The organism is Paenibacillus sinopodophylli (genome assembly GCF_005930355.1).
In the GTDB taxonomy this organism is placed as follows: domain Bacteria; phylum Bacillota; class Bacilli; order Paenibacillales; family Paenibacillaceae; genus Pristimantibacillus; species Pristimantibacillus sinopodophylli.
This window is the reverse complement of sequence record NZ_VDBO01000014.1, coordinates 57,546-80,061: the sequence shown is the minus strand read 5'-3', so window position 1 is coordinate 80,061 and position 22,516 is coordinate 57,546. Positions and strand designations below refer to the sequence as shown.

Annotated in this window: 19 protein-coding genes and 1 riboswitch; of the genes, 6 read left to right on the top strand and 13 right to left on the bottom strand. The window is 47.6% G+C overall.

The annotated features are described in order from the left end of the window. Positions 1-101: 101 nt before the first annotated feature. A complete protein-coding gene (locus tag FGT79_RS26570) occupies positions 102-1,379 on the top strand; it encodes a glycoside hydrolase family 18 protein (protein ID WP_138755864.1) in 1,278 nt (425 codons plus the stop codon). A gap of 90 nt (positions 1,380-1,469) precedes the next feature. Here FGT79_RS26570 and FGT79_RS26565 read toward each other — a convergent pair whose 3' ends face one another. The 3 genes from FGT79_RS26565 to FGT79_RS26555 form a co-directional block, all read right to left on the bottom strand. Further along, a complete protein-coding gene (locus FGT79_RS26565) occupies positions 1,470-2,039 on the bottom strand; it encodes a nitroreductase family protein (protein WP_138755863.1) in 570 nt (189 codons plus the stop codon). 46 nt (positions 2,040-2,085) lie between these two features. Further along, on the bottom strand, positions 2,086-3,069 hold the full coding sequence (gene msrB, locus FGT79_RS26560; RefSeq protein ID WP_138755862.1) for a peptide-methionine (R)-S-oxide reductase MsrB: 984 nt from the start codon (positions 3,067-3,069) through the stop codon (positions 2,086-2,088). Positions 3,070-3,196: 127 nt separating this feature from the next. Then, complete coding sequence (locus FGT79_RS26555) at positions 3,197-4,954, bottom strand: stalk domain-containing protein (protein ID WP_138755861.1); 1,758 nt, start codon at positions 4,952-4,954, stop codon at positions 3,197-3,199. A gap of 264 nt (positions 4,955-5,218) precedes the next feature. Here FGT79_RS26555 and FGT79_RS26550 point away from each other — a divergent pair, with 264 nt between their 5' ends. From FGT79_RS26550 to FGT79_RS26540, 3 genes are all read left to right on the top strand, one after another. Then, positions 5,219-5,650 (top strand): hypothetical protein, encoded by a 432-nt coding sequence (locus FGT79_RS26550; protein WP_138755860.1) that lies wholly within the window; start codon positions 5,219-5,221, stop codon positions 5,648-5,650. After that, a complete protein-coding gene (locus tag FGT79_RS26545) occupies positions 5,647-6,723 on the top strand; it encodes a phosphodiester glycosidase family protein (RefSeq protein WP_138755859.1) in 1,077 nt (358 codons plus the stop codon). The genes FGT79_RS26550 and FGT79_RS26545 overlap by 4 nt, the downstream gene beginning before the upstream one ends. A 100-nt stretch (positions 6,724-6,823) precedes the next feature. Next, positions 6,824-7,747 (top strand): proline dehydrogenase family protein, encoded by a 924-nt coding sequence (locus FGT79_RS26540; RefSeq protein ID WP_138755858.1) that lies wholly within the window; start codon positions 6,824-6,826, stop codon positions 7,745-7,747. A gap of 84 nt (positions 7,748-7,831) precedes the next feature. Here the strand turns inward: FGT79_RS26540 and FGT79_RS26535 are convergent, their stop codons facing one another. The 8 genes from FGT79_RS26535 to FGT79_RS26500 all read right to left on the bottom strand — a co-directional run bounded on the left by FGT79_RS26535 (position 7,832) and on the right by FGT79_RS26500 (position 17,435). Then, positions 7,832-8,794 carry a metallophosphoesterase family protein gene (locus FGT79_RS26535; protein WP_138755857.1) on the bottom strand — a complete coding sequence of 321 codons (963 nt, stop codon included), beginning with the start codon at positions 8,792-8,794 and terminating at the stop codon, positions 7,832-7,834. Between the two features lie 43 nt (positions 8,795-8,837). Then, positions 8,838-9,689: a DMT family transporter gene (locus FGT79_RS26530; RefSeq protein ID WP_138755856.1), complete on the bottom strand. Its 852-nt coding sequence runs from the start codon at positions 9,687-9,689 to the stop codon at positions 8,838-8,840. 204 nt (positions 9,690-9,893) lie between these two features. Beyond that, positions 9,894-10,937 (bottom strand): 5-oxoprolinase subunit C family protein, encoded by a 1,044-nt coding sequence (locus FGT79_RS26525; RefSeq protein WP_138755855.1) that lies wholly within the window; start codon positions 10,935-10,937, stop codon positions 9,894-9,896. Beyond that, a complete protein-coding gene (gene pxpB, locus FGT79_RS26520) occupies positions 10,934-11,695 on the bottom strand; it encodes a 5-oxoprolinase subunit PxpB (protein WP_246096645.1) in 762 nt (253 codons plus the stop codon). The genes FGT79_RS26525 and pxpB overlap by 4 nt, the downstream gene beginning before the upstream one ends. Next, positions 11,695-12,453 (bottom strand): LamB/YcsF family protein, encoded by a 759-nt coding sequence (locus FGT79_RS26515; protein WP_138755854.1) that lies wholly within the window; start codon positions 12,451-12,453, stop codon positions 11,695-11,697. Before FGT79_RS26515 ends, pxpB begins: the two co-directional genes overlap by 1 nt. A 167-nt stretch (positions 12,454-12,620) precedes the next feature. After that, the gene (locus FGT79_RS26510; protein WP_138755853.1) at positions 12,621-14,006 is read right to left on the bottom strand and encodes an NCS2 family permease; all 1,386 of its coding nucleotides are present in this window, start codon (positions 14,004-14,006) and stop codon (positions 12,621-12,623) included. Positions 14,007-14,127: 121 nt separating this feature from the next. Continuing rightward, a riboswitch (purine riboswitch) is annotated at positions 14,128-14,228 on the bottom strand. Positions 14,229-14,331: 103 nt separating this feature from the next. Further along, the gene (locus tag FGT79_RS26505) at positions 14,332-16,392 is read right to left on the bottom strand and encodes an iron ABC transporter permease (protein WP_246096644.1); all 2,061 of its coding nucleotides are present in this window, start codon (positions 16,390-16,392) and stop codon (positions 14,332-14,334) included. An 8-nt stretch (positions 16,393-16,400) separates the two neighbouring features. Further along, positions 16,401-17,435, bottom strand: coding sequence for an ABC transporter substrate-binding protein (locus tag FGT79_RS26500; protein ID WP_138755852.1), 1,035 nt, complete (start codon positions 17,433-17,435; stop codon positions 16,401-16,403). 428 nt (positions 17,436-17,863) lie between these two features. Here FGT79_RS26500 and FGT79_RS26495 point away from each other — a divergent pair, with 428 nt between their 5' ends. Further along, positions 17,864-18,523: a TetR/AcrR family transcriptional regulator gene (locus tag FGT79_RS26495; protein WP_138755851.1), complete on the top strand. Its 660-nt coding sequence runs from the start codon at positions 17,864-17,866 to the stop codon at positions 18,521-18,523. A 27-nt stretch (positions 18,524-18,550) separates the two neighbouring features. Beyond that, entirely contained in the window at positions 18,551-19,066 is a 516-nt protein-coding gene (locus tag FGT79_RS26490; RefSeq protein ID WP_138755850.1) for a DinB family protein, read from the top strand. Between the two features lie 72 nt (positions 19,067-19,138). On the opposite strand, the gene FGT79_RS26485 is transcribed toward FGT79_RS26490, so the two are convergent. Together FGT79_RS26485 and guaA are read right to left on the bottom strand one after the other, a co-directional pair. Next, the gene (locus tag FGT79_RS26485) at positions 19,139-19,846 is read right to left on the bottom strand and encodes a hypothetical protein (RefSeq protein ID WP_138755849.1); all 708 of its coding nucleotides are present in this window, start codon (positions 19,844-19,846) and stop codon (positions 19,139-19,141) included. A gap of 815 nt (positions 19,847-20,661) precedes the next feature. Further along, positions 20,662-22,200: a glutamine-hydrolyzing GMP synthase gene (gene guaA, locus FGT79_RS26480; RefSeq protein ID WP_138755848.1), complete on the bottom strand. Its 1,539-nt coding sequence runs from the start codon at positions 22,198-22,200 to the stop codon at positions 20,662-20,664. Positions 22,201-22,516: the final 316 nt, after the last annotated feature.

Here is a 22,516-nt window from a genome sequence, read left to right as displayed (position 1 = left end):
TATGGAATGGTTTTGAAATGTCTTTTGCTGACTAATAATAGGATTCGCTGAATACAGTTATAACATATGAATATCAAAATAATAGAGGAGGCTCTGCCACGGTGCAAATTCATGTCGTGCAGAAAGGCGATACGCTCTATAAGCTTGCACAGAAATTCGATGTTACGGTTAATGACCTTGTGAATGCCAACGGGTTGAGCGATGCGAATACGCTAGTCATCGGTCAGTCACTCATTATTCCCGCAGGTGCAACTACGCATAAGGTGCTTGTAGGTGATACCCTATGGCTGCTGGCTCGGCGTTACGGCGTAACCCTTCAAGAGCTGGCAGCCATGAACAACATTAGCAATCCCGCTCTCATTTATCCCGGCCAGCAGCTCGTCATTCCGCAGGCAGCAAAGCCTAGCATTGAGGTCAATGCTTATACGGAGAAATTCGGGGCAGCCGGTATCGCCATTGTAGAAGAGATCGGTCCTTACTTGACGTATTTAAGCCCATTTAGCTATCGGCTCCAAGCAGACGGCTCCATTACTCCGCTAGACGACTCAGCCATTATCAATGCTGCGTACCAGACGCGTACCGCTCCGATGATGGTTATTACTAATTTCGAGAACGGCACCTTCAGCCCTGATATCGCCCATGCCATTCTAAGCAATCCTACGCTGCAGCAATCCGTTATTGCGAGCATCCTTGCCACGATGAAGCAGAAGGGCTATACCGCGTTAAACGTTGATTTCGAATACGTACCGCCTGCTGATCGCGAGCTTTACAACGCCTTTTTGCAAAAGCTTGTCGACAATCTGCATCCGCAAAACTACCTTGTCTCCGCCTGCCTTGCTCCTAAGACGAGCGCCAATCAGACTGGAACGCTGTACGAGGCTCATGATTATGCTGCGATGGGGCGCATCCTAGATTTTGTTGTGCTAATGACCTACGAATGGGGCTGGTCTGGCGGCCCGCCGCGTGCCGTTGCACCGCTGAATGAGGTTAATAAGGTACTGATTTATGCCCTAAGCGTCATACCATCGCAAAAAATCGTGATGGGCATGCCGTTATACGGTTATGATTGGACACTGCCTTACGTGCAAGGAGCCAAATGGGCACCTACCGTCAGTCCGCAAGCAGCCGTGAACCGCGCACATCAGTTCGGAGCCACCATTCAATACGATGAAGAAGGGCAATCCCCATTCTTTCAATATTATGACAAGGAAGGGCGCGAGCATGTTGTCTGGTATGAGGATGCACGCAGTGTACAGGCCAAATTCAATCTCGTCAAAGCATACAACTTGCGCGGCGTCAGCTACTGGGTGCTTGGTGTTCCGTTTCCGCAGAACTGGTACGTGCTGCAAGCGAACTTCACGATCAAAAAGCTTGTTTAGCCTGACGTTCGTTCAGAAACAGCAGGCCATGCCGTTTCCCGATAAGGGAAAGCAGCATGGCCTATTGTCACTACTATTGCATAGATAAACTTACACCAACCAAACCGTTTTAGCGGTTGCGGGTATGCGCTGCGGCTCCGGCGGAGTCATATCTGGATAACCTAGATAGATGAGTGCGACGATTTGATCTTTCTCCGCTAGACCGAGCGTGTCTCTCATCAGCGGATGGTACATCGGATCGCCAGAGCGCCAAATGGCACCGAGGCCGTTCGCGTGAGCTGCTAGAAGCAGGTTCTGCACAGCTGCTTGAGCAGCCGCAAGCTCTTCCTCAAGTACGGCACGCGGATCATCGGAAGGCGAGCAAACCGCTGCGATAATTACAGGAGCGCGATAGGCTTTGGTACGCTCCTTGACCAGTCTGTCCTCTAGCTCCTGTCCGCTAAGCTCAGGAACGGCTGCCGCAGACACTCGTGCGTAACCTTCGGCTAGCCTCGCCCGCCCTTCACCTGTCATGACGATAAAGGACCATGGCTGTGTATTATGATGGCTCGGAGCCCATACTGCTGCATCCAGCAGCTTCTCAATTAGTGCGCGTTCGACCGGATCCTTCTTCACTCTTCCAATTGTTCTACGCGAGCGAATCGCTTCTTCTATGTTCATATCTCGTAACGCCTCCGTTCATAGTGGTATGGATGGCTAAGAAATGTTATTCGAACAAATGACGGTACTCTCCGTATCCTTCTTGCTCCAGCTTATCTTTGCCAACAAATTTCAGCGATGCTGAATTGATGCAGTAGCGAAGTCCAGTTGGCTTAGGACCATCATCGAACACATGGCCAAGATGGGAATCGCCCTCTTTGCTGCGAACCTCAACCCTTACCATATAATGCGAAGAATCGGTATGCTCGGCTATTGCAGAAGCTTGCAGCGGCTTCGTGAAGCTTGGCCAGCCGCAGCCTGCATCGTATTTATCACGCGAGCTGAAGAGCGGCTCGCCTGATACAATGTCCACGTAGATGCCATCCTCGGTGTGATCCCAGTATTCGCCTGTGAACGGTCGTTCTGTCCCGCTGTTTTGCGTCACTTCGTACTGAATGGGAGTCAGGCGCTGTTTAAGCTCTTCTTTATTTTTCTTTATGGTCCAGTTTTGTGCGATAAACGCATCACGCCCGGAGCCTTTGCGGTACATTTTGTATCGGTACGGATTCGATTTATGATAGCCCTGATGATAATCCTCTGCAGGGTAAAAGGTTTGTGCAGGCTCGATTTCGGTAATGATCGGACGATCGAAACGGCCGCTTGCCGCAAGCTCCTGCTTGGAAGCCTCAGCCAGCTCATGCTGCTTCTCATCGTAATAATAAATGCCCGTCCGGTAAGAATCGCCGCGATCATGGAACTGGCCGCCTGCATCCGTCGGATCAATCTGCATCCAGAAAATGCTAAGCAGCTTCTCATACGGGAATACTTGGGGGTTGTACGTAATTTGCACAGCCTCCGTATGTCCCGTCGTCTCCGAACAAACCTCCTGGTATGTCGGGTTGACGGTATGCCCGCCCGTATAGCCGGATACGACCGAGATAATGCCCGGCATTTCCTCGAATGGAGAAACCATGCACCAGAAGCAGCCTCCAGCAAACATCGCTTTCGCTTCGGCTCCGGTTTCGCCGTTATTTGTAATTGGTTGATCCATGCTGATCATCCTCCCAAATGGTTCAAATCATAATAACCTCATTCTATTATACATGACAGGAAGGTCGAACCACAAAAAAAGGGCTGCTCCGCGAGGCAACAGCCATGGGAGTCAGCCCTCTATTCGGTTAAGATGGGAAATCTGACGCTGGAAGAAATACGAATAATATCGGCAATGAGCTTGCTCCAGGTGATGTATACTGAATCGTTACCTCAGGCGCCTTCTGTTGTCCAGCAGCCCCCTCAGGTTGAAGCTGTGTATAAAGGAGAGCACCCTCGCCAACCTTCACGTGCCCACCTGACGGTACTGATACCACTTTACCATTCACTGTAACTGCCCCCTGGAAAACACCAGCGCGGGGATTCAAAATAATTCTAGTTCCATAAGCGACATTTTTCAGCTTGATCGTTGTCACAGCGCCATACTCGCCGCCATTGATCGTCATGCCCCCAGTCAGCGCATCTACGCCCGCCATCGCGGGGCCACGTTGACCAAGTCTAAGCTTGCTCTCCGTAACGCCGACTTTTTCATTTACCTCAATATATTGATCCGTATCGAAGAACTTCCCGCGATTTCCGACCTTTTCAAGCTGCGGGAGCAAGAATACAGCACTCACTGGATCTGTGTACTCTTGTAATGCCATGGTCGAGAACGTCAATTCGCCATCCATGTCTACGTCAATCAGACCGGAAAAGCCTTCATCCGGGTTCATGATTATTTTCTCCATTTCAGGCATGAGGTTGATGGACATACCTGGCTCAATCACTAGCTCACGCGGCTGCGATACCGCAAAATATCTAGCTACAGCAGCTGATCCGAATTGCAAGGCGCTCACGCTAGGCCCCGCCAATCCACGGTTGCCAACGGTCAGCGTAACGCTCTCCGTCCCCTTATTCGTCACGACAACGGCAAGCTTCAGCCGATTCTCAGAACCGTTGCGATGGTGTAAGAACAAACGGCTTGGATCGTTCAACGTATCCTCATAAAGCAAGCCTTCTCCGAAAAACCGTTCAGGAGCATTGGACATATAAAGCGTCCGGCCAGATTTCGATTCAATCGTATCGACCTCTTTGAACGTATTCATCAGCTTCCCGTCAAGCTCAAATTTATCCCCGGGATTACCGTAACGCAAATAATATTCATACGGTGTGTACATAATCTCATCCGTAACGATAATGTCCTGTGCAACGGTCTCGCTGCTTAGGCCCTCATTGTCATAAACACTTAGAGTTACGCTATATACACCAGGCTCGAAATACGTGCTTTTACGGCCTGTCCAATTCGTTTTTATGATTTTGCCATCGGGATCGTAGCTAAGATCCTCATAAATGATATTCTCGCCCTGCTTGACTACAAGAGGAGCTGTGAATTTCGCGATTGGAGCCACATTCGGTTCCGGCTGAATCGTAATGCTAATCTGCTTCAACTCTGCATTGTACACATAGTTAGCATTCCATAGCAGCTTTACTGCGGATAATGGAACATGCATCGTACCGTTAATTCGTGTAGCTGCGTTCGGCAATAACAGGTAGCTGCCGTTTCGATTAGCACCGCGCATATTGAGATTCAAGGTTACTTTGTTGAAATACGTATCGATATGAGTGCCTTTACTATCATTATATACGCTTGCTCCTACTGAATTCGCAATCGTACGGATTGGAATCATCGTGACTCCCTTTACTACAGGCAGTGGCGTGGTCATTTGTATCGCCTTGCCGTTCAAAGTCATCTGCTTCGAGCCGTGCACAAACACCAAATTAATGGGTTGACGCTCTGCCGCATTTGCTTCTTCCTTCGTTCCAATACCTGTCAGCACAAGCGAGAGCAGCAAGCTCGCTACTACAATTCGCTTTGTCATTTTCTTGATCCATTCCAAGTTGCTCATCCTGTTCTCCTTCCAATTTACAGCATCAACTGCTGTATCCCTAATGGTTAGACGCACAACGGAGTAAGAATGTTCCGGTCGAATTGGAAATTTACAATTTATTTCCACTCCGAGTGGAGGACATCACCTCTTCTCTTTGTTACAATAAGATGACATACGCAACTATTTGCCAGCGATTGCTGTCTAAGTTTATGATCCCGATGCTTGCAGTTCGTTCATCCGATCTTTCGTGCAAGTGACTATCTAGAGAGGTGAATGAATACAATGAGTGATTTGATATTGGAACAACGCACTGCCAGCCAGTACGATAAAAAAACGAGGCGCAAGAAGGGCAACCGAACTTTCCTCCTCTTCGCCGCCGTATGGGTCATTATTATATGCTCCGGCATACTAGGCGCGAAATGGTATACCGATCGCATACAGCAGAACTTATCTGCCGATCTGGAGAAGCAAACTGCAGCTCAAATCTCCTCGATGCAGCAAGCGTACGAGGCTCGAATGCTCCAGCTCGAAACCGACTATACAGCAGATCTCGGCGAGCTGAAAGCGAAGGTAGACGCGCTAAACGAGCTGCTCACCTTCACGAAGGATAATGCAGATTCGAAGACGGATAACAGCAACAAGCTGTATACGCAGCTTAATGAGGTTAAGAAACAGTTGGACGAGCTGAAGAAAAGCTTGGACGTGCTCAAATGAACATGACCGTCAAAGCGTTAAATCGCACAGCTCTACTTACATGTGCGCCTTTCCTCGGCATTATGATTTGGCTGCTATTATCCGATATTGTCATTCAATTACCTGAAGCTGCATACCCGGAGCCCATTACCGAGCAAGCAAGACTGGCTGAAGCCGATATTACCCATGCGGCAGCTGGCCTCGAGCTCGCTCAAGAGACTGCATCGCAGACGCGTGAATCGATTCAGAAGCAACTGAAGCTGTACAAAGAAACGAATGCTGATATGGCTCAAATCGCCTCCATTGCATCATCACAGGCAATGCGGCCGCTGGAGATATACGACCGCAATATTACAAGAAAGCTTGGCAATGCAGCCGCAACGGTTGAATCGGACAAGCTGAGAGCACAGCTCTTCTACATAAAGGCAGAGAATTTCACGGCATATGCGTTGAAAGTTAAGCTCAAGAGCAAGGATGCCATGACGATGACGCTAGGAGGGGACGAGCTCGGCAAGGCGGAGTCGACACTTGCGGCCGTTAACCGGCACGGTGCTGTTGCAGGCGTTAATGCCGGCGGGTTTGCCGATGGCAGGGGCAAGCGATACCCACTCAGTACGACCATTGTGGATGGAAGCTATGCGACTGGATTTGAACCTCCGCATGCGGATCTATTTTTTGTCGGATTGAATGACCAGAATGAGCTGATTGGCGGGAAGTTCGCAACCAAAGAACAGCTGGATGCCAAAAACCCTAAATTCGGTGCCTCTTTTGTACCCGTGCTTATGAGAAGCAGCGCACCACAGCCGATTCCGGCAAAATGGCAGACGAGCCCTAAGCGTGCACCGCGGACGATTGTAGCCAATTATAAGGACGGCCAATTGCTGTTCCTCGTAGCTGACGGCTACAACGAAGCTGGAAGCTCGGGCGCTACACTGGAAGAAATACAGCTTCTGCTGCAGCGCTACGGTACTGTAGATGGCTATAACTTGGATGGCGGTGGATCATCCTCGCTTATTTTCAACGGGCGCGTTATTAATAAGCCATCAGATGGACAGCTAAGGAAGCTGCCGACACATTTTCTATTTTTCAAATAATGAGTTTGTTATAGCGCGTCAATACGGATTAGTGAATATACTATTATCGAGCTTCAAGGTTCAGACTCCTACTAACGTTTTTCGGAAAGGAGCAGCACGGATGAGCATTGGATCGACATGGTATCGCCAATCATTATTGACGTTTACAGGTATTCCGCTGGTAGAGAAGCTCTCTACCAGCTACGGAAAGAAGCTTGCAAGCCGATTTGTCGCAGGAGAAACACTGGGCGAGGCTTTGAATGAGGTTGAAAAACTTGGCAAGCTTGGCATTATGGCTACACTGGATCATCTAGGCGAAGGCGTCCATGATATAGGTGAGGCCGGGTCGTACAAGGAGCAGTATGTGAAGCTGATCGACGGCATAACTGAACGAGGCGTAAGCTCCAACGTTTCATTGAAGCCTACCCAAATGGGGCTCGCGCTCGATCAAGCCGCTTGCTACGCCAACATTCGGGAAGTGGTGAAGCATGCACGGCGCCATCGCAACTTTGTGCGGATCGATATGGAGAACACGCCCTATACAAAAAGCACCCTAGACATGGTCAAGCGACTCCATGCCGAAGGATTAACGAATGTCGGTACCGTGCTGCAGGCCTACTTGTTCCGAACCGAGCAGGACGTCAAAGATATGCTGCAAGCGCGAATAAGCCTTCGCCTCGTCAAAGGCGCCTACAAGGAGTCCGCAGAGGTTGCTTTCCAGTCGAAAGCCGAGGTTTTAGTTAGCTTTAAAAGCATGATTAAGCAGCATTTGGACAGACGCGTCTATACTGCGATCGCATCGCATGATGATCAAATCATTAGCTGGGTGAAAACCTATGCGCGTGCGCATCGGATTCCCAAAAACGTTTTTGAATTCCAAATGCTGTATGGTCTCCGTATGAAAGAGCAGGCTCAGCTCGCGAGTGAAGGCTACCGCGTCCGCTGCTACGTACCCTACGGGAGCATGTGGTATCCCTACTTCACAAGGCGGCTGGCTGAGAAGCCTGCCAACCTGCTGCTGGTGCTGAAACATATGTTCAAATAGAAAAGCTGAATCCCGCGTGGGCTTCAGCTTTTTTTGATCGTTCTTGTATTTTTGCAAGGGGGGATGAGAGACAGTTCTTGCTTCTCAGCCTATTATTGGATGATGCACCTTCTGATCACGCACAATAGATCCGTCACCCAAGCGCAGCCACGACTCCACATTCCTCTCGTTCTCAGTCAAGCGGATCACACGGGCGCCTCGCGGAAAGCCTTCCTTGCCATACGTATTAAAACCTGTTGAGCGTCCGTAATAAAGACGAATCCCGTAAAGTTCTCCCCAATAATCATTCACATGATCATGTCCGCAGAAGGTTGCCATCACGTCACCCTGCGCAAGCATAGCTGCGAAGAAGCCTGCTTGCGTATTTGCAGCGCAAACCGCTTCATTTTTATTACCATAACATAGTTTCGTATCCCATACTTCTTGATATTCCGGAAGCGGGATATGAAAGAAGGCTAGGGCTGGAAGCACGCCTTCCTGCAATCGATTATTCCATATACGGGAGGTCTCCAAGTACCACTGCACTTGATCATGCTGAATCCAGTCGTATCCGGGAACGCGGGGCAAACTGGAATAAGCGCCGGAGTCGAGGCAATAGAGCAAGGCAGCAGCCTGATCATCCTTAGCTCCAAGGACAGGAAGCACATAGTTTCCTACACCGTGGATATGTGTCGGTCCAGGCTCGGCTAACGTATGCGCATGCTTCAGCACCTCGTCCATCAGTTCCTGGCGGGTAATACCATTCTCCGTATCGTGATTACCGAATACGATCCCCCAAGTTATGCTGCGCTGATTTACAGAGGCAACCGCATCCCGAAGCGCTTGTTTCGGATCATTGCAGCAGTATGAACCGTCCGAATGCTCGCCCGTAGATATGACATCCCCCGTAAACATAACAAAATCCGGTTGTTCGGCAGCAAGCACTAGCTCCATCGCCGCCTTCGACATCAAATCCAGCTCTCTCCCGTCCTGCCAATGAATATCTGTAAATTGAACAATGGTAAAGGTGCCGTCTTCGCGAAAACGAAGCTCTTTAGCGTTCCCCATCTTTATCCTGCTCCCTCTCCAATAAGTAGCAAAACACAATGATTTAGTGTCCCGAGGACGCGATCATGATGATACCCGTTACAACAACGACTGAAGCCGTAATTCTTCGGGTTCCTTGCGACTCCTTCAACACGATAAGGCCAAGCAGCGTGCCGAATACAATGCCGACCTCCCTCATCGGAGCGATCGTTGAAATATTGGCATTTCTTGCTGCAAGCAAAAACAGCAAATACGAACCCGGCGACAATATAGCCCCTATCCATATCCGATTCGAATGAGTGCGGATAACCTGTCTGAGACGCCCAGAACGAACAACCGCCGGCGTAAGCCCAAGCATGAACCCGATGTTCGTCACTTCGAGCAGCGCCAGTGGTGAAAGATGCTGCAAATTCGCCTTGTCACTGAGCGTATAAGCTGTAATGCATAGTCCCACGCTTATGGCCAGCAGCATCGGCTTCAGGGCAGCTCGCTGTCCCTTGTCTTTGGAGCTTCCTAGCATGACTACGAATCCGGTCAGCATAAGGCTTAATCCGATCCAGCCCCATATAGCTAAGGCTTCATCAAATAAAATGACTCCTAAAGCTGGAATAAGCAGCGTTGGCGTTCCTCGCATGACAGGATAAACTAGCGATAAATCTCCGGCGTTGTACGTATAGGTTAGCAGCAGCGAATAGACGCTTTGCATAACAAGGGACAACCCGATTAACAGCCATATCACACGTGTAAAGGATGTTCCAGCTAACTCGTTCATAAGTGTAGGCAGCAAGAGAATGGTCGAGGGCAAATAGATTACCCATAAGAAGACCGCTTTGTCCGTGCTTTGCTTCGCCAGCATGTTCCAAATGGCGTGAGCCAAGCCGGAACACAATACGAGACTAAGAGAGATACCGAACATTGAAGCAACAACTCCTCCAAATCTTCTCATCACACACATTACCACATGAATACACATAATAACAACAAATAAAATCAAATAAACAACTAAAACAACAAAAAGATTCTTAGCCAATTGCTAAGAATCTTACGGACATCAAAAACTGTTATCCTTATTCGCGTCTACATGATAATTTGTTGTCGATGCTGTACAAACAAACTCCCTTTACTCCTTTTTGCCAAATCTTCCGAGCTTCCCTGCTTCTTCGTTCACTCTCAATGCGATAGCTGTTTTCAGCATTTGTATGTCCTGCTCGCTGTTCATATATAACTGCTCCGCATCCTTGTGCGTAATGGCTTCGAAGCGGAACCGATCACCAGGCTTCAACTGTGCAAATATCGGAATATCAACTGCAGCGACCTGTGCGATGCGCGGATATCCTCCGGTTGTCTGCCGGTCAGCGAGCAGTACAATCGGATTGCCATTGGCTGGAAGCTGGACGGTACCATGGGCAACAGGCTCCGAAAGCAGCTCGTTATGGGGGATGAGAATAAGCTTCTCTGTACCTTCAAGCCGGCAGCCCATCCGGTCCGACTGCATACTGATTGAATACGTTTGATGAAAAAACGCCTTCCGGCTCTCAATTTCAAGCAGTCCGAAATGTGAACCCGGCATTACCCTTACAATCGAATCAACCATGTTGCTCGCGATTGCGAAATGGCCAGCATGCCAGAGCGGCGCACTAAACCGCTTGTCCCGCTGCCCTTGCAGCAGTGATAAGATTCGCTTCGACAGCAATTGGGGAGGCCGCGCAGACAACACATCGCCCGATTTCAAAGCCCTTCCCTCATAGCCTCCGACAGCGCCCCGCAGATAGGTGCTTCTGCTCCCCATTACAATCGGAACGTCAAGCCCGCCAGCCACAGCAACATAAGCTCGGCAGCCTGACAGGCACGCTTCGAATTTAAACGCAGCTCCGGCGCGAACGAGCACAGGCCGCCAAAGAGGAAGCGGCTCACCGTCAACCGTTATCGTCATTGCTGCTCCACAAACAGACAGCAGCATATCCTCACCGATAAGCCATTCCGCTCCGTCGAACGTCACCTCCAGCAAAGCCTCATGCTCTTCGTTGCCGACCAACAGATTGGCCGCACGCGCTGCCCCCGTATCCATGCTACCGCTCTGCAGTACACCGTACTTCTGGTAACCCAGCCTGCCATGATCCTGAATGGTGGTCAGCAAACCTGGACGAACAACCGTTATACTCATCGTTCACCTACTATATAATCATCGTATTCTTCAATCGTTATGGGCTTGAACCTTACCGTATCGCCTGGACGAAGCAGACTCGGAATCATTTCCTGCGGCCGAAAAAGCACAATCGGCGTTCTGCCAATCAACTGCCAGCCTCCTGGTGTCGATACGGAATACACGCCTGTTTGTTTGCCTGCTATGCCAACGCTTCCCTGCGGGATGCTTGCTCTTGGCGATTGCCGCCTTGGAGCAGCTATTCGCTCCGACATGCCGCCTAGATACGGAAAACCTGGAGCAAAACCAAGCATATATACCAAATAAGGTGCATCCGCATGAATCGCTGTGACCTCATCTTCTGCAAGTCCGTTATACTCAGCTACAAAAGCAAGATCTGGTCCGAAATCACCGCCGTAGCAGACTGGAATTTCAACCGTTCTAGAACGCAGCTTAGCACTACCCTTCTGCCCTTTTTCTACATGCAGATGCAGCCGTACGCATACTGTCTCATAGATGGTTTCATGTCCAAGCTCTTCTCTCGATCGGCTCCTCATTACGAGCATAGGGTCATAATGGACAGCTACCGCAGCATATGAAGGCACACATTCCACAAAGCCAATAAACGGGTCCAGCTCAACAGCAGCAATGAGTGCCTGAACACTCTCATGTGTCGCCAAGTTAATACCACTGCCTAAGCGCACAATAACAGCCGAATTGCCCAGCGGCAGCAGCTCAAATTCATATGCTTCCACTTTCATCCGATTCCCCACACTCATCAGCCAGCCCTCTTCACTTTAATACCCGCTGCTTCTATTGCATCACGAAGCGCAATAGCATGCTCTAGAGCACCCGGTGTATCCCCATGAATGCAAACCGTTTCCGCCTGCAAAATAAGGCAGCCGTTCTGGCGCGTCCGTACCTTGCCATCCCTGACCAAACCAATCGTCTGCTCTGCAGCAAGCGCCGGGTCGAGAATAACGGCGCCGCTCTGCCCCCTTGGCGTAAGCGTGCCATCCAGCTCATAAGTGCGATCTGCAAAAACCTCATTAATTGTGTGCAGCCCGATCGCATTTCCTGCGTGAATAAGCTCACTGCCTGCCAGACCGAACAAAAGGAGTGCGGGCTCGACCCGATATACAGCTTCAGCGATTGCATCCGCGAGCTTCCGATTTTTCGCTGCCATATTGTAGAGCGCGCCGTGCGGCTTCACATGGGTAACGCTGCCTCCTTCTGATTTGGCAAAGGCTTGGATTGCACCTAGCTGATAGACCGTCATCTCATACGCTTCCTCGGGAGTTATCAGCATCTCGCGTCTGCCGAATCCACCCAAATCAGGCAGTCCCGGATGTGCGCCGACTGCAACGCCACTAGCAAGCGCCAGCTTAACTGTGCGACGTATTGACGATGCGTCACCAGCATGGAAGCCGCATGCAATGTTCGCTGATGTAATATATTTCATAAGCTCGCTGTCCACGCTCGCCTTGTACACACCAAAGTCTTCTCCCATATCGCAATTCAGGTCAACCTGAAGCATTGTCCTGCCCCTTTCAGCTGTTCCATTATTTCTCGTTTATTTACATCGCATTATATCAAATAATCGCCCTGCTCGGGCGGATCACCATATATTTCAGTTCTGGCATAGTTAGCTTTAAACGCAAAAAAGCAGCAGCGCCGGTCCAGCGCTGCTGCTACTAATGAAGATTATTCCCCGCCCATGAACACATAACGACCGATAATAAGCACCGCTAGAATCCACATGAGCCAATGAACCTTGTATTTGCCTTTACCTGTTGCATTAGCTACTGATGCTAGCAATACGTACGATACGATACCGAACGAGATTCCGTTCGCAATGTTGTACGTAAGCGGCATTAATGCAAGTGTAAGGAACGATGGAATGGCATACACCATGTCCGAGAAATCAATTTCTTTAACGGATTGCATCATCAGTACACCTACAATAATAAGCGCCGCAGCCGTTGCCGCGCCTGGAACGAGCGCTACAATTGGCGACAAGAAAATCGCAAGCAAGAAGCAAATACCGGTCGTAACAGCCGTTAAGCCTGTACGTCCGCCCTGCGCAATACCTGCAGAGCTCTCTACGAATGCCGTAACCGTGCTCGTGCCAAGCACCGCGCCGCCGCTGACGCCGATTGCATCAACAAACATCGCTTTGCCGACGCGTTTTTTGCCTTTTTCCGCATCCTTCATATAACCCGCACGGTTGGCTGTACCAACCAGCGTACCGAACGTATCGAACATCTCAACGAACGTAAAGGTGAGGATAACGGTTACGAGTCCAACTTCGAGCACGCCTGCGAAATCGAAATGCCAGAAGTTCATTTTGGAGAAGTCAGGCACCCAAGTCTGATCAGTGAATGCTGCCTTCACGTCTACATGACCGATTAGAATCGCAATCACGGTTGTGCCCAGAATACCGAACAGGAGCGCGCCAGGTACGCGAAGCACCATTAGCACACCAATGAGAAGCAGAGCAATAACGGTAAGCACAACCGTTTCATTATGGAAGCTGCCCAGCTGAATAACGGTCTCGGAGCCGCTAACTGGAGTGAACTTTCCTGCTTCAATGTCCGTAAAGCTGGATACGGCAATCGTCATAATACCGCTGTTCTTGAGTCCAATAATCGTAATAAACAGACCAATACCGACCGTAATCGCATGCTTTAGGCTGTCTGGAACAGCGGTAATCAGCATTTGACGGATTTGCGTCAGCGTCAGAATGATAAAGATAATACCTGAGATAAAGACGGCTGTCAGACCCATTGCAGGTGAGATCGGCGTATCCGTAGCACGCGAAGCAATGACGACGGAAGCGAAATACGCGTTCAGCCCCATACCCGGTGCGAGAGCTACAGGGAAGTTAACGAACAAACCCATAGCAATGGTGAAAATCCCTGCCGCAAGCGCTGTAGCTAGGAATACTGCTGTCCAATCGAGACCTGCCGGTGTAAGTATGATTGGATTGACGGCCAATATGTATGCCATCGTCATGAAAGTCGTCAGTCCCGCCATAATCTCTGTTCTGACATTTGTTCCGTGTTCCTTTAAGCGAAAGAAACGTTCCATTTTGATTACAAACCTCCCAAAATTGTGGTGGAACAAACAAAGAAGCCTAGAAAAAATGCAAGTAATCGCATTTCTCCTAGGCTCTGCAAAAAGGGGAAAAGTATACCTGCTGGACCGCCGCAAGCTTCTCCGCCATTTTCGTAGCCTGATCATTTACGGTGACCGAGTAGAGACTCTCAAGCCGATTCTTGAGATTATACGAAAAGATATGCTGTTGTTGTTTTCCGTTTACAATTCTAAATAGAATATATCCACTTTGTCAACAACTTTCACGAACATTATTCACTTCAAATACTGTCATCATTCGTTTTTAGCAGCCTTTTCCTCATTCTATCCTTTTCTTAACGAGCGATCGATACATCAAGAATAAGAAGTATGGAGCACCGATCAGCATAATGATAAGTCCGGATGGAATTTCCTTAGGTGCCATTACAGTCCTGCCCAGCGTATCTGCCAGAACGAGCAGCAGGCCGCCAAGCAATCCCGACAATATAATAGAGCGCCGCGTATGGTGACCGACCATCATCCGAACCGCATGCGGTGCCATCAAGCCCAGGAAGCCGATCGTACCTACGCTTGCCACTGCCCCTGCAGCAAGAAGTACACCAACAATCATCGCCCATAGGCGCGTTCCTTTTACTGGCAAGCCTAAGCCTGTCGAGCTGTCATCGCCGAACGCGAGCAAATCGAATCTCCGGCTTAAATAATAGGCAATAGGCACAAGGATAAGCAGGAACATATAAATGCTATTAAATTGATTCCAGCCACGGCCGTAGGTCGTTCCTGTTAACCAAACAAACGCCGTGCTGCTCCATAAGCTTGCTTTTACGATCATCGCCTGTATGCCCGCAGAACCGATAGCAGACACTGCGATGCCTAGCAGAATGAGTACGGATGGATTAAGCGACTTGCGCCATGCCAAGAAGAACACAAACGCCGCAGCAATAACCCCGCCTCCTATAGCTGCAATCGGCAGTGCAAAGATCGGCAGTGTCGGCCATACCACAAGCACGAGCAAAGCGCCAAAGCCTGCCCCAGAGGTTACACCTATAATAGAGGCGTCTGCAAGCGGATTGCGAACCGCGCTTTGAATAAGCACCCCGCTGATTGCAAGTGCGATACCGCCTCCGGCCGCAACTAGCGTACGCGGAAGCCGCAAATTCAGCAGCACGGAATAAGAGTCGTCTCCTGCTCCTACGATACTTCTAAGCAAGTCGATAATCGGAATTTTCGTCCCGCCAAGCGATAAGCTTACGAGTATGAGTGCCACCAGCAAGATAGACATCGTGATAACAGTCGGCGCAAAGCGCAGCCGGAGCGGAGCTCCGCCGATACTCATTGAAGCTTGCCCTGAGCCCGTGCCAGAGATGTTCTTCATCTTCGTTAGAACAAGCCAAATGAGCCAAGGCGCTCCGATAATGGCCATTACTGCGCCGACCGGCATTTCGCCGAGATTGCTTCGGACCATTCGAGCAAGCAAATCCGCTGCTGTAATGAGCAATGCACCCCAAAGCGCGCTTGCTGGAATGAGCAAGCGATGCTTGCGAATACCTGATAGCCGAACCAAATGTGGAGCTACTAGCCCAACGAAGCCGATTGGTCCAACGACGCTGACTACAATAGCAGCAAGAAACACGGAAAGTACAAGCCCGCTTCCACGGGTTAAGCCAACACGCTGACCAAGTGAGCGTGCGGTCGATTCATCCAGCTCCAGTGCATCGAACTTCCGTCCACCAAAGATCGCCAGCAAGAGCAATACCGCCACAAACGGCCAAGCATACCTGACACCGCTCCAATCGAGCTGGATGAGCGTGCCTCCGCCCCATAGAAACAACGACTGCGTTTCAGTCGATTTGAAAATATGAATAGCCGAAGTAAAAGCACCAAGCACCATGGATACGATCATACCCGAAAGTGCTAGTCTTACCGGCGTTGCCGTCCTTCCTCCTCCGAGAAAATAAGCCGCTAACGCCGCAAAAAAACCTCCTGCTGCTGCCAATACGAAAGGCGCCTCCTGCTGCAGAGTTGGAAAATAGACCATGCCGCAAACAACCATGAAATAAGCTCCGGCATTAATACCAAGCGTATCGGATGCCGCAAGCGGATTTTTCGTTATCGTTTGCAGCAAGGCACCTGCCGCCGCAAGCGCACCGCCGGCTATGATCCCGATTACCGTTCGCGGCATCCGGATATCCCAAAGCAAGTTATGCTCCAGCAGATCCTTCCGATGCAGCAATCCGTCGAATACAACAGAAGCTGGAATCTTCGCTTCGCCGAAGCATAGACTCAGTACGGACAGAACGAAAAGGGCGGCAAGGCCGCCCCCGAATATAACTGTTATTCGCCAAATCATACCCAATGAGGCTTCGTTTTTATGATTCTTCATGAGTTCGCTCATTTCGTCAATGCGTTTACGACTTGGTCAACGATTACTTTGGAAGAAATCGGACCGCCGAATACCCATGTGTTGCTATCAAGCGCGAATGTACGATTTTCTTTCACAAAGTTTAGCCCATTCCATACCGAATTGTCTTTCAATGTGCCTGAGAAAATATTATCGTCCTTCTGAACGATATATAAGAGATTCGTATCTTGAACCGCTGGCAATGCTTCTACAGTGGAAGTGCTGAAGCCATATAATTCGAATGCTTCGGATTTCCAATCGTTTTTAAGACCGATGCGATCTAGCGTTTGTACCGCCAGGGAGTTATCCGTGAACAAACGCATGGTTGCCGCGTTCTGGTAGCTGTATGCTTGCGTCAGTACGTAGTTAAAGCCTTCTTTGCCAGCTGCAGCCAGCTTTGTCTTTGCTTCTTCGTAATGCTGATCAAGATCAGCAAGCACTTTTTCGCCTTCTGGCGTTTTGCCAACTGCTGCAGCAATGGTTTTGAACATATTAACCATCTCGGTGTATTGATCGCCTTGACCATCTGGCGGGTACAGGCTGAAAATAATAGTTGGCGCAATGCCTTTCAACTGCTCATAGATAGCCTCGTGGCTGTCTGTATTAGCAATAATCAGATCTGGTTTGAGCGAAGCGATTGTCTCCAGGTTCGGCTCATGACGGAAACCAACATCAGTCACACCAGCGTCAAGTGGAGCTTCTCCTGTTACCCATAGCTTGTAGTTCTCATTGTCCGCGTTGCCCACTGGCTGCAAGCCAAGTGCGATTACATCTTCTGTGAAAGTCCATTCAAGCACAACAACCTTTTGTGCTGGTTTATCAAGTGTTACTTCGCCTTTCGCATCCTTGAGAACAATTGGGCCTGTTGCTTCTGAACTCGGTGCTTCTGTTGCAGCCGCATTGCTGTTTGCTTCGCTTCCTGCCGTATTGTTTGCTTTGTTGTTAGCCGCATTATTCGTTCCGCAGCCTGCTGCTACGAGCATCACAACGATTACCATAATTAAGCTCATCAAACGTTTGTTCATTTTCTGTTACCCCCTATTTTTTGAAAACCATTACATACATTCAGAATAAATCAATCATCGCCATTAGTTGATAATGATTATCATGTTCAAGAACCTTAGTCATCATATAATTGATAGTGATACAAGTCAATGTCAATAATTTCTTGTTCTCATATGCGGTGTGATGAGCATCGCTCTTTACAACGCACAGCAAAAAGAACGAGGTTCAAGCTCCCGTTCTTTTTTGTTCCAACGATAAAACATACCGTCTATATCGTTTCCTTTTTGAAAAAATTCGGCAAATATGCTGCACAGTGGCTTAATAGGTATCAACAACAACAAATAAAAATGTATGCGCCTCACTAATATCTAAATCACTTAATTGACAACATCATTTCGTCTGGCATAGTCTATAACCATTGGTTACCAGCCCTTGATTATGAAATGGAGTGCTTACGATTACGATCAAAAAAGATCAGCGTGCCGAAGAAACAAAACAATCGATTATTGCAGCTGCCGAGAAGCTGTTTAGAGACAAGAGCTTCGAAGACATAACGATTAGACAAATTGCAAAGGAAGCAGGCTGCTCGCATACGACGATTTATATTTACTTTCAGGATAAGGAGTCTCTGCTCCACACGCTTTCCTTACAGCCTATGCAGTTGCTTCAAGCAAGTTTGGATAAGCTGTCAGGCGATGTCTTTCTAGCCGCAGATGAGAAGCTTCGCCGATTTAATGAGCAATATATTCGTTTTTGCTTGGACAATCGAAGCATGTACAGCATCTTTTTTCAAGCGAGATCAACACTTGTCAATGAGGTGGAGGTGGAGCCTGAGCTTGAGGTCAATAAACTGCGGCAGCAAATGTTTCAGATGATTAGTCAACTTCTCCGAACCAATCTAAATTTGTCCGACAGCGAAGATCTGCTGAGCTGTTCCCAGATTTATTTCTACATGCTGCACGGGATTGTTGGCACGTATACCCAATCAGAAGATAACGTCGATTCAATTATGAAGAGGCTATCGCCTACCTTTAATGCTGCATTCGAAGCACTTCTACTTGGATTCGGTAAAAAAATGGACGATAAGAATAGAAGTCATAAACTGTAGGGTCAACACAAAGGAGGATGAATGAGGATGCTATATGATTTGCAAAAGGAAGCAGCTATGTCACCGATTGTCGGTATGTTATACTCCGCTGTCAAACAGAATAACCAACGGCTACAATTCATAACGAATGGAATGTCGCAGGATGAAGTGGATTACAGAGGGCCTACTCACAAATACAACAGTACTGCTCAATTAATAAAGCATATCATGTATGTGGATCTGAATTGGGTTTATCGAATCATGGGACAACCACTTCTACAGTCATTAAAAGAACAGCACGGCCCTATGATCGATGAGAACAATCGGCTTCCTATGGTCACTGGAAAATCTTTGAGCACACTGGTCTCTGATTATGACGCTGTATTAATCATGCTGAAAGATACATGTACACACTTAACAGATGCTGATCTTAATAGCATTGTCACCTTTGGACATGAAAATGAAAAGCAAGCAACGATACGCTGGGGCCTGTGGCATATGGCTGATCACAGCCGTTATCATCAAGCTCATATTAATCTGCTTAGAGCGTGGTATCATGAATAATAAAGCAGCGGTAGCCATAGACGAGAAAAGTGCTAGGCTGCCACTGCTCTGCATTAATTTTTTAACTTGAAATTACCGATTTATTGTAGTTCCATCTTCAAAAATAATCGTCGCCATTACATATTCAAGCTGAAGGTTTTTAAACTCCGTATTTTTAAGTTCATTATGCTCGTCCATAAACTGGTTTAGTTCCATCTGCCCCTCCCACTTGATTGAGCTTTTAGCTTTTATTGGTTCGTCACGCTTCATATTGATCTTGATGATCTCATTGCCGAATAAATCCTTAAATACAGACGTTCCTTGAAAACCTCTAACATCTTTGTCAGACGTATTTTCAATTGTAAAATCGAAACTTACGATATCACTAAACTGATATTTATCAAGATTCTCAGGAATAACTTTCTTGCTATCCAACGTCACCTTGATCGTATTGTTTAATTGAGCTTCTTTTTCTTTTTCAATTCGTTCTAGTTCCTCTTTACGTTTACGCTCTTCTTCCGCTTTACGCAGCCTTTCCTCTTCCTCTTTCTTCTTCACTTCCTCTTGCCTTACTTTTTCGTCGGCTATAATCTGTGACACTGTTTTCCCCTCAATATCCACCTTATTTGTTTCAGCGTACTCTACTGCTTGGCTAAAAATCGCCTTATCTTCCGCAGACACATCCTCACTGGCACTAACACTTGCCGATGTTGTAGCATCGTATTTCTCATTCATCACGTTGCAGCCGCTAAGTAGAAAAACCGCTAGAATAATTACCATTGCTTTGGTTTTAATCATCATTTCTCTTTTTCCCCCTGATACTTACGTTTAATTATTTCAGAACGAAGCATGATAAGACTTCCTTCATTTCCAATAATTATATATTGAAATAGGTAATTTGTCTCACCTTATTAATATAAATATATAAATTTCGTCATTTTTTGTGTAAAACAGCAGACAAATTGATATGAAAAAGGCTAACCTTTCGCACCCGATTTACAATAAATCCTTTTCGGTATTTCATTGATATATCAAGGGTAGACATTCACAATCGAGAGATAGATCATTTCTAGCGATCCTCACCCCAAATGCACCATCAACCATAATGATCATACGATTTATTAACCACTATCTTCGATTTCTATAGTGCTGGGGTCAGCTCACTTTCCGAAAAACTTCTTTAAGTGAACTAATTATTTTTATTGTTATTTTAAAAGAACTTTGAAAAAAGTTACTTAGATATTTTTGGAACAAGAACTGTACCAAATTAAAGAATAGTGAAATAAATAGTATAATCACAAATAGTTTTATTCCTGTATCTATGAATCCCATTAGGACACAGCACATCCTACTCCATTAAATTGATAACACCTTCAAAAACGATCAACTATACAATTGTTCATCACTCCCTTTCCTTCCAATAATTACACAGTTAAACAGGTAATATGATAGGTAGTTCAAATAGTCAGCTACCACACGCACATCTACAACTAGTCTTTTCCTTAATTGTGATTTTAATAGGGGTTAGTGTAGCGTTGCCTATAAAAAATACTCCCTTCTGTTTGCTAAAACAACGCAAACAGAAGGGAGTATTTTTTTCACTCTATCGTTGCTATTTATTCCCACTCAATCGTAGCAGGCGGTTTCGAAGTCACGTCATAAACGATACGGTTAACGTTGTCGACCTCATTAACGATACGTACGGAGATTTTCTCGAGAACATCCCAAGGGATACGTGCCCAGTCCGCTGTCATGCCGTCGATGGAAGTAACCGCGCGAATACCTACTGTGTAGGAATACGTACGAGCATCACCCATTACGCCAACGCTCTTCATGTTCGGCAATGCCGTAAAGTACTGCCAAATTTCACGATCAAGACCTGCTTTGGCAATCTCGTCGCGCAGAATCGCATCGGATTCACGTACGATAAGCAGCTTATCCTCTGTTACTTCGCCAAGCACACGGATCGCAAGACCCGGACCTGGGAAAGGCTGACGCCATACGATGGCTTCTGGAAGACCGCATTCTTCACCGACTTTACGCACTTCGTCCTTGAACAAAGCTTTAAGCGGCTCAATGAGTTTAAACTTAATGTCTTCAGGCAAGCCGCCGACATTGTGATGCGACTTGATCGTTTGAGCAGTAGCCGTACCACTCTCTACGATATCCGTGTACAACGTGCCTTGTGCCAAAAATTCAAAGTCGTCCAGCTTGTCCGACTCTTCTTGGAACACATAAATAAATTCGTTGCCGATAATTTTACGTTTTTGCTCAGGATCCTCTACACCTTTAAGCTTGCCAAGGAAACGCTCCTGTGCATCAATCTTCAGAACCTTCATATCGAATTTACCGACGAAAGTTTCCATAACGCCTTCTGCTTCGCCTTTGCGCAGCATACCGTGGTCGATAAACATACAAGTCAGTTGATCACCGATTGCTTTGTGAAGAAGAATAGCTACAACAGATGAGTCTACGCCGCCGGAAAGCGCGCATAGCACCTTTTTGTCGCCAACTTCATTTCTGATATCGCGAATGGCATCCTCAATAAACGATTCCATCGTCCAATTGCCATCACAATCACAAATATTATATAAGAAGTTGCGGATCATCTCATTACCGAACTCAGAGTGACGAACCTCTGGGTGGAATTGAACCGCGTAGAATTGACGCTCCTTGTTGCTCATTGCAGCAACTGGCGCATGCTCCGTGCTTGCATCCACTTCAAAGCCTGCAGGCAAATCAACAACATGGTCGCCATGGCTCATCCATACGGTTTGAACCTTATCTAGACCAAAACCGATTTGAGATCCTTCAATAAATTCAACCTCAGCTTTACCGTACTCACGCTTGCCTGCACGCTCAACCTTGCCTTCAAGCTGATGCGACATAAGCTGCATGCCGTAACAAATTCCGAATATAGGAATGTTCAAATCATAAATCGCAGGGTCCACCATTGGTGAATTTTCTTCATAAACGCTAGCCGGTCCTCCCGAGAATACAATACCCTTAGGCTGCAATTCACGGATCCGTTCTACTGATGTATTGTATGGCAGCAGTTCGCTGTATACGCCCAAATCACGAATACGGCGTGCAATCAGTTGATTGTATTGGCCCCCAAAATCGAGAACAACGATGATTTCATTTTGCTTAGTCATTACCGAGCCTCCCTCAAATTATGTAGTAATTATATATAAGGCAGTTTAAGCGAGTCAAGGCGAAACACCATGACATTTCCGAAGATAAGATTATTGTGCGCCATTGCAGCAAAAATACAGCTAGAAATATCGGATTATTTTGATGATGATACATCTATCGGCGTTAACAAATTGGAAATTATCTCTAATTAATGTAGTGCACCTTGTTACTGTGAGGACGAGTACCTCTGTAAAATGTCTAATAGGCCCCAAATGGGGCCAGCTCTACGGCATACAGACCGTCCACGAAGGCAGATCTGGCAGCTAGATATAGACT

Bases quoted from the DNA above. Each gene is read 5' to 3' on its own strand.
- FGT79_RS26535 (WP_138755857.1), bottom strand. From the start codon at position 8,794: ATGGGGAACGCTAAAGAGCTTCGTTTTCGCGAAGACGGCACCTTTACC.
- FGT79_RS26550 (WP_138755860.1), top strand. From the start codon at position 5,219: ATGAGTGATTTGATATTGGAACAACGCACTGCCAGCCAGTACGATAAA.
- FGT79_RS26565 (WP_138755863.1), bottom strand. From the start codon at position 2,039: ATGAACATAGAAGAAGCGATTCGCTCGCGTAGAACAATTGGAAGAGTG.
- FGT79_RS26540 (WP_138755858.1), top strand. From the start codon at position 6,824: ATGAGCATTGGATCGACATGGTATCGCCAATCATTATTGACGTTTACA.
- FGT79_RS26500 (WP_138755852.1), bottom strand. From the start codon at position 17,435: ATGAACAAACGTTTGATGAGCTTAATTATGGTAATCGTTGTGATGCTC.
- pxpB (WP_246096645.1), bottom strand. From the start codon at position 11,695: ATGAGTGTGGGGAATCGGATGAAAGTGGAAGCATATGAATTTGAGCTG.
- FGT79_RS26525 (WP_138755855.1), bottom strand. From the start codon at position 10,937: ATGAGTATAACGGTTGTTCGTCCAGGTTTGCTGACCACCATTCAGGAT.
- FGT79_RS26555 (WP_138755861.1), bottom strand. From the start codon at position 4,954: ATGAGCAACTTGGAATGGATCAAGAAAATGACAAAGCGAATTGTAGTA.
- FGT79_RS26490 (WP_138755850.1), top strand. From the start codon at position 18,551: ATGCTATATGATTTGCAAAAGGAAGCAGCTATGTCACCGATTGTCGGT.
- FGT79_RS26510 (WP_138755853.1), bottom strand. From the start codon at position 14,006: ATGGAACGTTTCTTTCGCTTAAAGGAACACGGAACAAATGTCAGAACA.
- FGT79_RS26515 (WP_138755854.1), bottom strand. From the start codon at position 12,453: ATGCTTCAGGTTGACCTGAATTGCGATATGGGAGAAGACTTTGGTGTG.
- msrB (WP_138755862.1), bottom strand. From the start codon at position 3,069: ATGGATCAACCAATTACAAATAACGGCGAAACCGGAGCCGAAGCGAAA.
- FGT79_RS26545 (WP_138755859.1), top strand. From the start codon at position 5,647: ATGAACATGACCGTCAAAGCGTTAAATCGCACAGCTCTACTTACATGT.
- FGT79_RS26505 (WP_246096644.1), bottom strand. From the start codon at position 16,392: ATGAAGAATCATAAAAACGAAGCCTCATTGGGTATGATTTGGCGAATA.
- FGT79_RS26485 (WP_138755849.1), bottom strand. From the start codon at position 19,846: ATGATGATTAAAACCAAAGCAATGGTAATTATTCTAGCGGTTTTTCTA.
- FGT79_RS26530 (WP_138755856.1), bottom strand. From the start codon at position 9,689: ATGTTCGGTATCTCTCTTAGTCTCGTATTGTGTTCCGGCTTGGCTCAC.
- guaA (WP_138755848.1), bottom strand. From the start codon at position 22,200: ATGACTAAGCAAAATGAAATCATCGTTGTTCTCGATTTTGGGGGCCAA.